General features: G+C 51.2%; 18 protein-coding genes. 4 read left to right on the forward strand and 14 right to left on the reverse strand.

The window, feature by feature from the left end:
• Positions 1–48: 48 nt before the first annotated feature.
• The 3 genes from QU595_RS11695 to QU595_RS11705 all read right to left on the reverse strand — a co-directional run bounded on the left by QU595_RS11695 (position 49) and on the right by QU595_RS11705 (position 3,644).
• Entirely contained in the window at positions 49–1,197 is a 1,149-nt protein-coding gene (locus tag QU595_RS11695; RefSeq protein WP_315922073.1) for a hypothetical protein, read from the reverse strand.
• 67 nt (positions 1,198–1,264) lie between these two features.
• On the reverse strand, positions 1,265–1,777 hold the full coding sequence (locus QU595_RS11700; protein WP_315922075.1) for a hypothetical protein: 513 nt from the start codon (positions 1,775–1,777) through the stop codon (positions 1,265–1,267).
• Positions 1,767–3,644, reverse strand: coding sequence for a hypothetical protein (locus QU595_RS11705; protein ID WP_315922077.1), 1,878 nt, complete (start codon positions 3,642–3,644; stop codon positions 1,767–1,769). Before QU595_RS11705 ends, QU595_RS11700 begins: the two co-directional genes overlap by 11 nt.
• Positions 3,645–3,826: 182 nt before the next feature.
• Here QU595_RS11705 and QU595_RS11710 point away from each other — a divergent pair, with 182 nt between their 5' ends.
• The gene (locus QU595_RS11710; protein WP_315922079.1) at positions 3,827–4,642 is read left to right on the forward strand and encodes a DUF1963 domain-containing protein; all 816 of its coding nucleotides are present in this window, start codon (positions 3,827–3,829) and stop codon (positions 4,640–4,642) included.
• A gap of 12 nt (positions 4,643–4,654) precedes the next feature.
• Positions 4,655–5,083 (forward strand): DUF983 domain-containing protein, encoded by a 429-nt coding sequence (locus tag QU595_RS11715; protein WP_315922081.1) that lies wholly within the window; start codon positions 4,655–4,657, stop codon positions 5,081–5,083.
• Between the two features lie 2 nt (positions 5,084–5,085).
• Here QU595_RS11715 and QU595_RS11720 read toward each other — a convergent pair whose 3' ends face one another.
• The 5 genes from QU595_RS11720 to QU595_RS11740 form a co-directional block, all read right to left on the reverse strand.
• On the reverse strand, positions 5,086–5,331 hold the full coding sequence (locus QU595_RS11720) for a hypothetical protein (RefSeq protein WP_315922083.1): 246 nt from the start codon (positions 5,329–5,331) through the stop codon (positions 5,086–5,088).
• Positions 5,324–5,572 (reverse strand): hypothetical protein, encoded by a 249-nt coding sequence (locus tag QU595_RS11725; protein WP_315922085.1) that lies wholly within the window; start codon positions 5,570–5,572, stop codon positions 5,324–5,326. The genes QU595_RS11720 and QU595_RS11725 overlap by 8 nt, the downstream gene beginning before the upstream one ends.
• A gap of 55 nt (positions 5,573–5,627) precedes the next feature.
• The gene (locus QU595_RS11730) at positions 5,628–6,098 is read right to left on the reverse strand and encodes a putative phosphothreonine lyase domain-containg protein (RefSeq protein ID WP_315922087.1); all 471 of its coding nucleotides are present in this window, start codon (positions 6,096–6,098) and stop codon (positions 5,628–5,630) included.
• A gap of 303 nt (positions 6,099–6,401) precedes the next feature.
• Positions 6,402–7,067 carry a hypothetical protein gene (locus tag QU595_RS11735; RefSeq protein WP_315922089.1) on the reverse strand — a complete coding sequence of 222 codons (666 nt, stop codon included), beginning with the start codon at positions 7,065–7,067 and terminating at the stop codon, positions 6,402–6,404.
• 84 nt (positions 7,068–7,151) lie between these two features.
• Positions 7,152–7,277, reverse strand: a complete 126-nt coding sequence (locus QU595_RS11740) for a hypothetical protein (protein ID WP_315922091.1) — start codon at positions 7,275–7,277, stop codon at positions 7,152–7,154.
• A 134-nt stretch (positions 7,278–7,411) separates the two neighbouring features.
• On the opposite strand from QU595_RS11740, the gene QU595_RS11745 reads away from it, so the two are divergent.
• Positions 7,412–8,005: a hypothetical protein gene (locus QU595_RS11745; protein ID WP_315922093.1), complete on the forward strand. Its 594-nt coding sequence runs from the start codon at positions 7,412–7,414 to the stop codon at positions 8,003–8,005.
• Between the two features lie 50 nt (positions 8,006–8,055).
• Here the strand turns inward: QU595_RS11745 and QU595_RS11750 are convergent, their stop codons facing one another.
• A complete protein-coding gene (locus QU595_RS11750) occupies positions 8,056–8,298 on the reverse strand; it encodes a hypothetical protein (RefSeq protein ID WP_315922095.1) in 243 nt (80 codons plus the stop codon).
• Positions 8,291–8,473: a hypothetical protein gene (locus QU595_RS11755; protein ID WP_315922097.1), complete on the reverse strand. Its 183-nt coding sequence runs from the start codon at positions 8,471–8,473 to the stop codon at positions 8,291–8,293. The genes QU595_RS11750 and QU595_RS11755 overlap by 8 nt, the downstream gene beginning before the upstream one ends.
• 202 nt (positions 8,474–8,675) lie before the next feature.
• Between QU595_RS11755 and QU595_RS11760 the strand changes: the two genes are divergently transcribed.
• Positions 8,676–8,996, forward strand: a complete 321-nt coding sequence (locus tag QU595_RS11760) for a hypothetical protein (RefSeq protein ID WP_315922099.1) — start codon at positions 8,676–8,678, stop codon at positions 8,994–8,996.
• 38 nt (positions 8,997–9,034) lie between these two features.
• Here QU595_RS11760 and QU595_RS11765 read toward each other — a convergent pair whose 3' ends face one another.
• The 4 genes from QU595_RS11765 to QU595_RS11780 all read right to left on the reverse strand — a co-directional run bounded on the left by QU595_RS11765 (position 9,035) and on the right by QU595_RS11780 (position 11,831).
• Positions 9,035–9,301 (reverse strand): hypothetical protein, encoded by a 267-nt coding sequence (locus tag QU595_RS11765; RefSeq protein ID WP_315922101.1) that lies wholly within the window; start codon positions 9,299–9,301, stop codon positions 9,035–9,037.
• Between the two features lie 99 nt (positions 9,302–9,400).
• Positions 9,401–9,991 carry a hypothetical protein gene (locus QU595_RS11770; protein ID WP_315922103.1) on the reverse strand — a complete coding sequence of 197 codons (591 nt, stop codon included), beginning with the start codon at positions 9,989–9,991 and terminating at the stop codon, positions 9,401–9,403.
• Positions 9,992–10,047: 56 nt separating this feature from the next.
• A complete protein-coding gene (locus QU595_RS11775) occupies positions 10,048–11,328 on the reverse strand; it encodes a Y-family DNA polymerase (protein WP_315922105.1) in 1,281 nt (426 codons plus the stop codon).
• Between the two features lie 53 nt (positions 11,329–11,381).
• The gene (locus tag QU595_RS11780; protein ID WP_315922107.1) at positions 11,382–11,831 is read right to left on the reverse strand and encodes a LexA family protein; all 450 of its coding nucleotides are present in this window, start codon (positions 11,829–11,831) and stop codon (positions 11,382–11,384) included.
• Positions 11,832–11,943 lie beyond the last annotated feature (112 nt).

Genomic DNA, 11,943 nt, shown 5'->3' on the forward strand with positions numbered 1-11,943 from the left:
CTTCGGGCCGCCTTCATTCTCAAAGAAATGCATCTCGTAGGGTAGGAACTATCGAACACCAAGCTTTTTCACAAACGAATGCATCATCTTCTCGATTTCGTCGATACTGTTGATCTGAATAGGCAGAGAGGCGATGTGTTCACTCTGCAAGACGACTTCACGCTTATGATATTCTTCGTCTCCTAGTAGGCTATACCTAATACCCATGGTCGACATAATTCCGATTTCCACAGTAGGATTGCAACTAAAAATAGCCTGATAGAGTTCAAAGTTACCGACAATCGCAGTTTCAAACAACCCAATATCTAAGGTTCTACCCTCCAGTTTGGCAGCCAAATTTACCTCCCCATTTGAAAACCATCTGGAGAACATTGAAGCAGCAACACAGTCTTTACTTTGAGCGCTCAACGCACTCAATGCACCATCAGGAAGGTGAAGGCTTCTATCTGCCCCTATGCGGTTAGGAAGGAGCATCCTGTTAGATTTTTCAAACATTAAATGGAGATGGTCCTCTGCTACCCCCGTCTGCATCTCAGGCCAAAAACGTGCGTAGATATACTTCTTTGGCAAAAACCTATATGGCAACTCTCCATCACTGAATACCCGATAAGCAAATGGCTTACTTGGATCGATGATTAGACCTGGTTTTATTGTCGGCTTTGGAACGTGTTTCTCTTTAAACACGCCCTCTCTTGGCGAAATCAGCTCCATAGCTCTAGCAAGCAGTTCAACTTTACTCGCATCAAAATTATTTTCATCAACCTCAATAGGTTTTCTGTGATGCTTTAGGTCAAACGGCATTTTGGAAAAATCGTAATTATCAACCTTCGATACATTGGCAACCAGAACTATCCTTCCGTGACCAAGCGCATGCAATGCATATCCCAACTCCAACATTACGTTTGGATTTGGATAGTACCGATCATTGATTTCAATTGGTGTCATGTCAGCAACGAAGACATCACAAATCTGGATTTTCTCTTTGATCGTGTCCATGATTGGAGGCATGCCCGAGACCCCCTTTGTATCGTGATCAAGTTCATAGCGTCCGAAATCCTGCAGAACACTACCGTCAATTTCCGACACCTCGACAAGTGGCGAGTTCAATTTTGCGAGCGCTTTATTGACATATTTTTCAACAACTCGCCTACTCCCATGCGATGATTGCCAAGAATAAAAAACTCTCGTATTCGACATTAATTGAACTCCTTTATGTCGCCTTCTGTCGCCTGCATAGTCGTATTAGCGACTTTCAATTTAGAAGTTATCGCGATTCATTTGTTTTTAATGTCTGGTTTCGATCTGTTATTGTCGTGGCCTCTGGTTTCAATATATCTCGGACAGGATCAGACGTTACAACCCCCGCGACATAAAAAACCAAACCAACACCAAAACTTATTATAGCTGCAATGATGCGCTCTTTGTTTCTGTCCTTATTGACTGCTTTCTCCAGCGCTCCAGCAATAGCACCCTTCTGCTCATCTGTAATAGATATCAACCTCAGCGTTTCGTGATATTCGCTTTGCACCGATTTTAGCTGTTCTTTTTTAGTATTCAGCGATTTATTCAAATCATCAATGATTTGCGCTGATTTGATTAAAGAATTCACGGCGTCTTCAATTTGATTATCAAGACCTCGCTGTCTAGCCTTTGCGTCTTGAATAACCGCGTCGATCAATCTTATTCCATCGCTGTATTTAATTTCAGCCAATGTCAGTTTTAGGCTGTATTTAAATATGCCGAAGACTGTTGCTCGCAAGCCGCGTTTATCGCTCATTTGTGCAACCGCCCTTTTTAGCCAGGCACTCGAAATACCTGCTATCGCGCCCCTGCTTCACATCAGCAGGATCGGCCTTCCAGATTTGAGGTTTATCCGATTGCGTCAGATAGAAGCGGGTTGCATCGCCTAATTCAGGTGAGACGCTCAAAACGTTTTTCTTCCAGAACCAGAACCCGGTCGTCTTGATGGACACCTTCTGGCCGCTTCGTGCAGCGCCACAGACGATGTCCTTGATCGCCACAGCACCATCGCCTTCAGAGACAGCACCAAGCATGAAGTCATCGCTCACTTTTGCGACCTTCATGGCCATTTTGCATTCTGCCTCGTCCCGTCTGGCGTTCAAGGCTGCCAACCCTTTGTTGCAAGGCTCGTAGAGTGGTTCTGGCACAACTTGAGCTTCGTCAGACGCGATCACGTCCTCACAAACATCTACCACGTTAGACGCCTCGATCTGCTCTAGGTCATCGCTAGACAGCGTGACATCGATCTGATCCACAGCAACTTTCAGCGCCTCCTTGAGGGCCTCCTGCGTTCGGGACTCGAATGCTTCGACCGTTTCTGCAGATGGTTCCCAGCCTTCTTCCACGCTGGCATTAAGCGCGAACCAATTATTGTCCTTCAGACCATCGAGTGACTTGGGAGCCTTCAGAATTTTGGCTACCTGATCATCGACAAGAGTCTGCTCGTGGTCCTTGGCCAGAAGGTTGGCTCGTGTCTCGCACTCCTTGATGAACAGCTGCGAATTCCTGAGACCAGCGGCCTGAGCACTCCTGAAGGAAGCAGTACAGGCGCTCTTGGCTTCATTGATCTTCGAGAACGAGGTGTTCATGCCCTTATAGGCTTCGTCGACCCGCGCCATTTGGGTCTCACGAAATTTCTCGATCTCCGGATAAGTCTCGGCTACTTGCTGAGTCAGGCCTTCAGCACCTACGCATTGACGGCTTTGTCCAATGACGGTTTCGGCCAGAGTGCGGTCCCAGTAGTCCATGGGCACACCGACTAGAAAGCCAACGCTCGCGGAATCGGGTTCCGCCATCGACGTGAGCCGCTGACAGCGTTCCATCCCAGTGAATTCGAGTGGCGCAACAGGCGTATCCGTTGACGATAGTCGCTCAGTGACCAGCCCCAGGAAATCAATCGCGTGCTGGCGGGCCTTCCGATTGTCAATCAGGGTGCCTTCAGGCGACAGGTCAAAAGTCGTCGCCGTCCGCATCTCTGCGATAAGTGCCTTCCTGTCTGCTTCTGTGGCAATCGGCCAAGTCTTGAGGCGATCACCCTCGGCCGCGTAATAGGCCGTCCAGAAAGGCGTAGAGCTGGCGTTGTAGGCCTCTTCGAACGGCTTCTGATCCAGATCGGGCAACATGGACACGGGCGGAAGAGTACGGCGAAGATATGCCACTTCAGAAGCCTGCTTCGCGGTCGGTGCTGTCGTCTTCAGAAGATTTAGCGCGTGCTGCCAACGATCTTTGGCACTCGACGTCTTTCCAACCGTGAATTTCGGGCAACGGTTCATTGCGCTGAATGGATGCCATGCATCATCGATCATGCTGACGTTGATCATGTCCTGCCCAATCGGGGCATCTGCTTCCAGAAAAGGCTTATTGCCGTTGAATAGCCGGAGCATGCCATCCGAAATCGCACCACTAAGTTCGTACCTCGTGAAATTGGCCTGATCACGGCGACCCTGAAAGATCGTGGCCGAATATTTATTCTTTCCCGTCTTCACGAGATGCCATTCGCTGAAATTCACAGCGCCATTGCAGATGAAATCACCGCTGTAGAATGTATCCTCACGCGCAAACGCCGAGGCCGTCCCCAACAAGGAAATCACAGACGCTGCCAATAATGCACTGCCGAACTTCATTTCCGACGCCCCAATTCGATATGGAAATACAATTTCTCCAAATATGCGCCACCGATTTTGGTCAAGCAAGCCAAGTCAATGAAAAATCTTCGTTATTTTCGGCTAAAAGGAATATTTGAATTGCTGTGTGGTTTAATGGCATCCTAGTGTTGAATTTAATGGTCGCTTGGGGAGCGCACTCGATGACGTTACAACCTTACACAGAGAAAGAACGACCAGTCCTGAGTGCTGAAGAAAAAGCCAGATTGGCAGCCGAATTTTCAGCTCATATTGAATCGCAGAAGCGCCCAGTCTGGCGACCTATTCTCGAAGAAGGTGATAGCAACGAGCCAGTTTCCAAATATTATGGGACGCCGTGGTTGGCCAGAGACGAAAAATGGCCTGAATGCAATGGCGAGCCAATGCTCTTCATATGCCAGCTTGAGATCGACAAGTTGCCTTCTCCAACCAGGGAGCATCTCGGCGGCAAGGGCTTGTTTCAATTCTTCTACCATCCTGATCCTGCTAACTATGGCGAGGACATGCTTGTCCGCACAGTCCACCCTGATGGCCCGACGTCCGTAACTGAAATCCCAGATATCGACCTGAGCGATTTAATCGATGATGAAGACGGCTGTATCACGCACCTTTTAAGGCCTCGTTTAGTCGTGGGATGGGAAGAGCATGCTGAATACCCCGACTGGGAAGAAGAGCCTGATCTATATGAGAATCTCTACAACTCTGGAATGGAGTACAGTGAAATTCCAAGTTTCCAAAATTTCTGGGGTGATAAACTTTTTGGGTGGTCGAGCTGGGTGCAACCCAAAATGGCTACAGAATTCGATGACGGAACGACCTACGTCCCAGTCCTGCAGCTCAGTGCCGACGATTACCCATATAAAGACGTAGAAAGGTTTCCTGGTCTCGCGCCTGGAATGTTTGCGGGCGACGGTTTTGCCTACATCTACGTGAATTCAAAAGACCCAACCGACTTTCATCACAGTTGGCAGTGCACCTGATTGGAGAAGATCATGACAACGATTACAGAAACCGTTGAAGCCCATGCCCCATATGTGCGGCCAAAACGCAAGTTGAGCGAAGCCATGAAGCGCGGTTTGCTCGGTCGCTGCCCACACTGCGGAGAAGGCAAACTATTCCGCTCATATCTGCGCCCAGTCGCCAATTGCTCCGCATGCAATGAGGACTACACGCCGCAACGCGCAGACGATCTGCCTGCATATCTGACCGTCGTCATCGTCGGGCACATCGTGGTCGCCCTGTTCATGGCGGTCGAGAACGTTGGCGGCCTATCCCTGTGGGCGCATCTTGCGATCTGGGTGCCGATCACGATCCTGATGTCGCTCGCGATGCTTCAGCCCATCAAAGGCGCTACGATTGGCCTTCAATGGGCGAACAGGATGCATGGGTTCGATAAGGGCGCGCAGCAAGAATTCATTTAGCCTCAGGACGAGGGCGTTTTTCCTCGGGTGACGGCAGCTACGAACTCCTCAACCTGCCGTTCTTCTTCTGGCGTCAACTTACCTGGGAAGGATACGTCATGCATGATCGCGGTCTCGATAAGTTCAAACGTGTCCTCGATCCCACCGATCTCCATCGCCTGTCGATCACTTAGTTTTCCTTCACTCCATCTTTTCAATGCGTCCCCAAGCGTAACAGGCACATCCGGGTCGTACGCGAATTTACTCATCCGATTCCTCCGCCCGAATTACCCGAATAAATTCATCGACGCGCACACGGTCATCGTCCGTCAATTCCACTGGAATAGGCACGCCGTGAAGAGTTGCCGTTGCGATAAGCTCATACCTGTCATCCAGTCCACCAATCCTGATGGCCTGTTCCCATGTCAAAGCTCCTTCACTCCAGCCGTTCAAGGCGTCCCAGAGTGTCACAGGATTTTCCCGATTATAATTGTAGACAAAATCAGTCATCGTTCATTCCTCTGGAACCATATAGCCTTCCCGAGCACTAAAAAGGAGTCGCCAATTAGAACATCCCCATCTGCGCAGTCGGCTTCAGGCGTTCGAAATCTGCAGAGCTATAGATGCTCGACTTATAGCCTTTCGAAGCATACTGACGAGTTCGAGTCTGCTTGTCGGTCTTATAATACAAGGTATCTTCGATGCCCAACTCTCTAAGGACGGCCAGACATGCCGCGACGCTGTCCTTATTGGCGAAATTGGCCGTGTAGACGCAGATGACATGCTTGTTGGCATCGCGGCCAGCAGTGTTCACCTTGCATCCGATGGAGACCTTTGCCAGCTCGCCTCCGTCCATCGAATTTGCGATCTTCACCCATAGGTCGTCGATCTGTTGCGGGCTGCAGAAGACCAGCCACTTGCCGACCTTGGAAGCATCAACGCGCGCCTTCGGACGGCTGGACCATATCCAGTCGCCGGAGTTTTCTTGAGACGGCTTTCTCTTCGTAGATGGATGAGCGTTTTCCATTTTTTCCATACTCCGAATTCTGTAATTCAGAAAATGATGGCATCACGTGACGCAACGAACTATTTTCGAATTCGGTATTTGAGGTCAAAAGATAAAGGCGGCCAATCGACCGCCCGTCTAGCTTTTCACTTTCGCACTTTCGGTGGCGAAACACCCATTCATGTCATTCCCGCATTTCAGGAAGCGGAACACCTATTCAGTCACTTCTGCATTCAGAGTAGCAGCACACTCATTTTTGTAATTCTATGATGATAGCGTGCCTTGATCGCGTCAATAAGTATTCTCGCGCCCAAATTCAAACACTCATCTCAATCAGACTTCGACGTTTTTTACCCCATCCAGAATATATTGCCGTAGTTCGGCTGAAACATCTTGGCCACGCCACTGCGCAAACGACCTCTTTACGTAAAAATTTTCACGGGTTTTCACCATGTGAAAACGGTTCCAGTCAGACAGGCGAGAAATGAAGTGATTTTCGAAAAACTCCTCTTTATTTGTCGCGACGGCACCCGAAATCACCGAATGGCCGATAAAGAAGCAATCCATCAGGGTGCGACCAGAGCCATGAGTTGGGCCATAAGACTGCACCAGGATGATGTCCGGTTTTGAACGGAGCGTTTTCAGAATTTGCATTGGCCTCGCTACGATGGCCGCTGTGTCATCTGGGTTGGCATGCGATGTTGCGAGGTGAATTCTTTCAATGCCATCAGCCAGATTAGCGTTGAATTCGGTGTTCCCGATAGACCAAACAGGACCACGTCGAGTAATGCCGTTTCGATCAATGCGACGCAATTCGCGTTTGAGCGCGCTGTCCACCAATGCCTGTGAGGTATCGCCAATGACGAACGAGTGGTAACGCGTAGTATCTCGCTCGGCAGCGGTCGACATCTCGGCCGCAAAAGTAAGATCAGTGAATGGCATTGAAGTGGCTGCAACTGTAGCTGCCGCTCCTGTGAGCAAATGACGCCTTGAGATCATGCAGTTTTCCTTTCTATGTCAAAACGATAAGCAAGTCTATTTTCACTTACCAGGCAGAGCGTTCTTTCGACGGCCTTTCAGTCGTTAAATCAACAAGGCTTTGATGATGGCCGACATAAACAGCGCACCCAAGCTCAGACCGACCAGCGCCTGCAGCGCAATATCCCAGTCGAAGCCATATTCGATTTCTTTGGCATCAATATTTTCCACCTGAGCCTCCATTCAAATTTCACTGGTCTATATTTACCCAATTTTTTACGTAATAAACAGCTATTTATTCCGATATTCCTATTGATTTTAAATTTCAAAATGTCTATTACGCTGGCAACGAAAAGGAATTACCCATGAAAATTGGTTTCGACAGCTTCTTCCATATTTGCCGCGCCTACTGCTTGGCCATCAAGAATGGCCGCACGAACGCAGACATCCTCCAGCACCTCGATTATGAACGCGAAGAACTGCAGCGCGAAATCAACGGAACAGGCGATGGTCGCGACGGCATTATTGGCGAAAACATCGACATGATGCTTTGCAATATTGACATGATCTTCAAGGAAAAGCCCGATCTCACCGAAGAAGAACTCCTCGGAATCGTTCTCAAAAAACTCGACAAATGGCGCACCAATTATTCGACCGCCACCATGAGCGAAGTCGAAGCCTATCTGCCGCAGATGCCGTGCGAAACCGCAACTCAGATGGCTGACGCCTCCGCAATCTTCTCACTCGCACAGCTCAATGGCGACGAAGGTGTCGGAACAGCTGAAAAGCGCATCCTCGCCTATCTGCAGGAACGCGACCACAAGCGTTTCAATGACATGGAAGAAGCCATCCAGAACGCTCTGGGCCTGCTGGACACTCCAATCAGCCGCCGCCGTTTCGGCCCCGACACGTTCTATCGCGACGTCGTCGACTCACTCAAGAAGGCGATTGGACGATAGCTCCAAGCTGCAGACAAAAAGAAAGGCCGTTCGAGAGAGCGGCCTTTTGCTTATCGTGGATGGCGTTTTGGATCTGGCTCCGCAAGCGACAGGTTCTTGGGAGCCAGCCAGACCCACTTGCGGCCTTTTTTGCGGGGGTTGGCATCCTCGGGGTAGCCGATCAGCAGTGCTCCGCTCCCAAACGGCTTCAGGACCTCGCGCTGTGCCGGATCAAGGCGGTAGATGCGCCCAGATACCGCCTGAAAGCGGTCCTTGCCTTTCTCCATAGCATTAAACACGTCCTCGTCAGTCATCGGCATCCTCCTTGCCGAGGACCTTGTTGATGTTCTGAAGTAGCTCGGTCAGCGTCGTTGCCTTGCACTGAGAGCGTTCAGGCTGGCCCGCCAGCCACTTGCGGGCATCCTCCAGAACCTCTTCGAGTTCCTGGATGCGATTGCTCTCGTTTGAGTTTTCATAGGCATCGGCCATTATAATAATCCTTTGGGACTTCTTTAATTCGGATTATTTCGGTCGTCAACAATTTCGGAAAAAACAATGATCCCGCTCGGGAGCATTAAATTCGGTTTTCGAAAGAATTGAGGGAAATGTTCCTGAGCGGGATCATTGTTTTGGATTTTTCATTTTCGTCCGCACCTGATAATGTCCACATTGAAAACGTATGAGGATCATCATGAGTAACGAAACGCCACTCTACAAAAAGGAATTCCCCGACTTCGAATTGGATGTCGCGATCCCTGAAGGATTTGAGGACGTCTCCTGGGGCAACGACGGCTGCCCGTCCTTTCTGCACAAAGAACTCGATGTTCTGCTCTATGTTGACTACGCAGACACATCCAAGCGCGAACATGAAGATACGGTTCGTTTCAGCCTGATCACTACCGAAGACGGTATGCTAACTGAGAACCGCGAAGACCTACTCGACACAGACGATTTCGCAGAAGTCCTGGCGAAGATCGAAGAACGCAAGGCTTCACGGAATCCGGCACCGTGAATTATGGCTACGCCTGATCCTGCAGGCGTTCTGCTTGGTCAGGCGGCTGTCAGATTGGCAGTTTCCAACCAGCCGTCCCACATATCTTGGACGCACTTTTTGGCTTCTTCATCGGATGCCACCCAACCCGAACGATCTTCTCGACGCGCGCTCAAGCCTGGCATCAGGCAGATTTCCCAGCGCCAGCGATCATCGCTGCGGTTTGACTTGCGCACCGAACCCAGAACCACCTGCCCGGATTTGCCGATGAACTCGGTCTCACCCTCGACGGCTTCGGGATCGCGCTCCCATACGAGTTGTACCATTTTATTCCCCTCTTCTTCTCACCGCTCCCGAGCATACTCGCTTGAAACGACCCCGTCGCCTCCATTTGTCGCTCGCCAAATTGCTGAACGGCTGTGAGGTCATCCGACGTGACTTGGTCGCTCCCTCATGTGGAGGATCGTCTGAAACCGCCCAAACCATGCATCCAGTTCCTGCGATGCCTGTTTCACGAGCAATGAATCCGGCTTCGATTTCGGTATGTTGAAAAAGACGATTTCGTGAACCGGATTGACCAAGTCGTTCGTGAAGATTTTCAGTGACAAGCGGTCAACCTTCTCGACTGATCGCTTGGACCCAGTAAGACCGCCTAGGAGAAGGCCAACAGGTCCAAGCAAAACAGCACCCACCGCTGCACCAGCGACCTGACTACCCCTGTTTGTCTTGTGAACGGACGAACCGTTGCGCAGGACTTCGACAGCCACGAGGTCGGCAAACCCGAACACCTTGGTGTTGTTAGCTCCGTATGAGATCGCGAACTTGTCTCGTTCTGCATCAATCGCCACACCAGCGCCGCCATAAGCCCCTTTGAAGACCACCGCAGACTTGAAATCTGGAATGGCAGCCAAGGCACTACCTTGTTCTTTGGCTTTGTTCGCCTGATTTCTGGCCACTACTATGCTGTAGACGACGACACCGATGACGATAAGCCAGAACCAACCCCAAAAGCCCATTTCATTCCCCCTAGATAAACCCGTATGGGTTGTATCGTCAGTTAATCGGAACGTCACTAGGCTTTGATGACAGGCACTTCTGAGATCCTCGTCGTATATCGGGGCGACCTCATTTCAGCCTTGACCTCGAATGGACGGTGAAAGCCCTCCGAAGCGACAACGATCTTCTTTTTCCCGAAACGGTCATTAACTGCATCCAAGGCCGTCATCAGGCGGGCATCCCTCGGCCGTTCGAATTCGAACAAGAGCTGCGGGGTGTCAGCTTCCCTGATCAGGTCGTCCAGAATCACGCCAGCCTTCGCGTACGCATAGCCATTGCCTCGGCGGTCACCCTTCCACGCTTTTTGGACGCATAAACTTGCGGCGTGAATCATGTCGAAGGTGTTGTTGGTCATCGGCTTCAAGTGAATCGTCCGCGAGGCCGAATGTTGCGGAGCCGTCTTAGAGAATGGACTTGTATGGAAGAAGACAGTCACCTGGCCTGCCACAAGCCCGTGCTGCCGTAGCTTATATGCCGCTTGCGTTGCGTGCGCCGTTACCGCCTGCATCACGGCATCGAATGTCCTCATCGGTTCTCCCGCAGACCGAGTGACAGCCATGCCTTTGCGTTGCGGTACCACTTCTTCGATGTCGAGGCACCTGACGCCCTGTAGCTCGGCCACGATGCGTTCAAGGACGACGGTTCCCACCTTCCTGGCGAGAGACATCGGCAAGTCGCGGAGCTGGGATACGGTCTCAATCCCAATGTTCCGCAATTTACCCTCGGTGGCGGCTCCAACGCCCCATACTTCACCAACCGCAATGCGTGCCATGCACCAGTCGGCAACGCGGGCATCAGTGAAATCGCAGACGCCCCCGAAGATCGGGTTTTTCTTGGCCGCGTAATTGGCGAGTTTGGCAAGCGTTTTGGTTGGAGCGACACCAACACAAGTCGGGATGCCCGTCAGTTCCCGAACGGTGGATCGCATATCCGAGGCTTGTTTCAGATATCGGTCGCCAAAACCGCTGAGATCCACAAACGTCTCGTCGATTGAATAGACCTCGAACGAGGGCGAGAACTGGCCAACCGCATCCACAACGCGCCTGCTCATGTCGCCGTACAGAGTGTAGTTCGACGACATCACCCGAATTCCGTGGTCTCGAACCTTGTCCCGAAACTGAAACAGCGGCTGAGCCATCTTGATGCCGAGGACTTTGGCTTCCTCGGATCGAGCTACCGCACAGCCGTCGTTGTTGGAGAGCACGACCACAGGCACGCCGATCAGTTTCGGATCGAACACGCGCTCGCAGGAGACATAGAAATTGTTGCAATCGATCAGAGCAATCGGGTCTGGCATCGAGGTACAGGCCTAACCGCATTCGGGATGGACAGATGTGTGCGGCCGTTTGCTCAATCCACCTCGTATCTTCGCACTATCCCAGCAACCACGCCCCAGATTTCAGTGCTCTCCGTGACCAAGATCGGAGTGAACTCCCTCCCCTTTGATTTCGGGTCGAGCCAATAGCGGCCTTCTCTTTTGGCAAGTTTTTTGACCGTGATCGAACCATCGACGAGTGCGAGTACGATTCGGCCGATGCGTCGCTTGCCTGCACGGTCGACCGCAATGAGGTCGCCATCATGGATACCTTCATCCACCAGGCTGTCGCCGGACACACGCCACCAGAACGTCGCCGAGGGATGACGGACGACCCAAGCTATTGGGTCGATTTCATCCTCAAGGTCGTCAGCAGCTGGCGATGGGAATCCTGCTGGCACGAGGGAATTCACCATCGGAACCACTGTTCCATGGGCGGATAACGAAACTGGAATGAGGTTCGGGTTGCTGGTAGCTACTGACATTCGCGGAACATAACGCGAACAGGCAACTCTCTCAATCGGAGAATTGCCTCCTTTTTCGACCGATCCCCGCCGAGGCGGTGATGGAAGCGCCCCTTACCCTAAGGTAAGCTTA

Source organism: Mesorhizobium sp. SP-1A (assembly GCF_032460275.1).
Taxonomy (GTDB): Bacteria; Pseudomonadota; Alphaproteobacteria; order Rhizobiales; family Rhizobiaceae; genus Mesorhizobium.

Excerpts from the sequence above, each read along its gene's own strand:
- QU595_RS11775 (WP_315922105.1), bottom strand. The coding sequence starts at position 11,328 with ATGCCAGACCCGATTGCTCTGATCGATTGCAACAATTTCTATGTCTCC.
- QU595_RS11710 (WP_315922079.1), top strand. The coding sequence starts at position 3,827 with ATGACGTTACAACCTTACACAGAGAAAGAACGACCAGTCCTGAGTGCT.
- QU595_RS11760 (WP_315922099.1), top strand. The coding sequence starts at position 8,676 with ATGAGTAACGAAACGCCACTCTACAAAAAGGAATTCCCCGACTTCGAA.
- QU595_RS11695 (WP_315922073.1), bottom strand. The coding sequence starts at position 1,197 with ATGTCGAATACGAGAGTTTTTTATTCTTGGCAATCATCGCATGGGAGT.
- QU595_RS11780 (WP_315922107.1), bottom strand. The coding sequence starts at position 11,831 with ATGTCAGTAGCTACCAGCAACCCGAACCTCATTCCAGTTTCGTTATCC.
- QU595_RS11720 (WP_315922083.1), bottom strand. The coding sequence starts at position 5,331 with ATGAGTAAATTCGCGTACGACCCGGATGTGCCTGTTACGCTTGGGGAC.
- QU595_RS11750 (WP_315922095.1), bottom strand. The coding sequence starts at position 8,298 with ATGACTGACGAGGACGTGTTTAATGCTATGGAGAAAGGCAAGGACCGC.
- QU595_RS11770 (WP_315922103.1), bottom strand. The coding sequence starts at position 9,991 with ATGGGCTTTTGGGGTTGGTTCTGGCTTATCGTCATCGGTGTCGTCGTC.
- QU595_RS11745 (WP_315922093.1), top strand. The coding sequence starts at position 7,412 with ATGAAAATTGGTTTCGACAGCTTCTTCCATATTTGCCGCGCCTACTGC.
- QU595_RS11730 (WP_315922087.1), bottom strand. The coding sequence starts at position 6,098 with ATGGAAAAAATGGAAAACGCTCATCCATCTACGAAGAGAAAGCCGTCT.
- QU595_RS11705 (WP_315922077.1), bottom strand. The coding sequence starts at position 3,644 with ATGAAGTTCGGCAGTGCATTATTGGCAGCGTCTGTGATTTCCTTGTTG.
- QU595_RS11765 (WP_315922101.1), bottom strand. The coding sequence starts at position 9,301 with ATGGTACAACTCGTATGGGAGCGCGATCCCGAAGCCGTCGAGGGTGAG.
- QU595_RS11755 (WP_315922097.1), bottom strand. The coding sequence starts at position 8,473 with ATGGCCGATGCCTATGAAAACTCAAACGAGAGCAATCGCATCCAGGAA.
- QU595_RS11715 (WP_315922081.1), top strand. The coding sequence starts at position 4,655 with ATGACAACGATTACAGAAACCGTTGAAGCCCATGCCCCATATGTGCGG.
- QU595_RS11725 (WP_315922085.1), bottom strand. The coding sequence starts at position 5,572 with ATGACTGATTTTGTCTACAATTATAATCGGGAAAATCCTGTGACACTC.
- QU595_RS11735 (WP_315922089.1), bottom strand. The coding sequence starts at position 7,067 with ATGATCTCAAGGCGTCATTTGCTCACAGGAGCGGCAGCTACAGTTGCA.
- QU595_RS11700 (WP_315922075.1), bottom strand. The coding sequence starts at position 1,777 with ATGAGCGATAAACGCGGCTTGCGAGCAACAGTCTTCGGCATATTTAAA.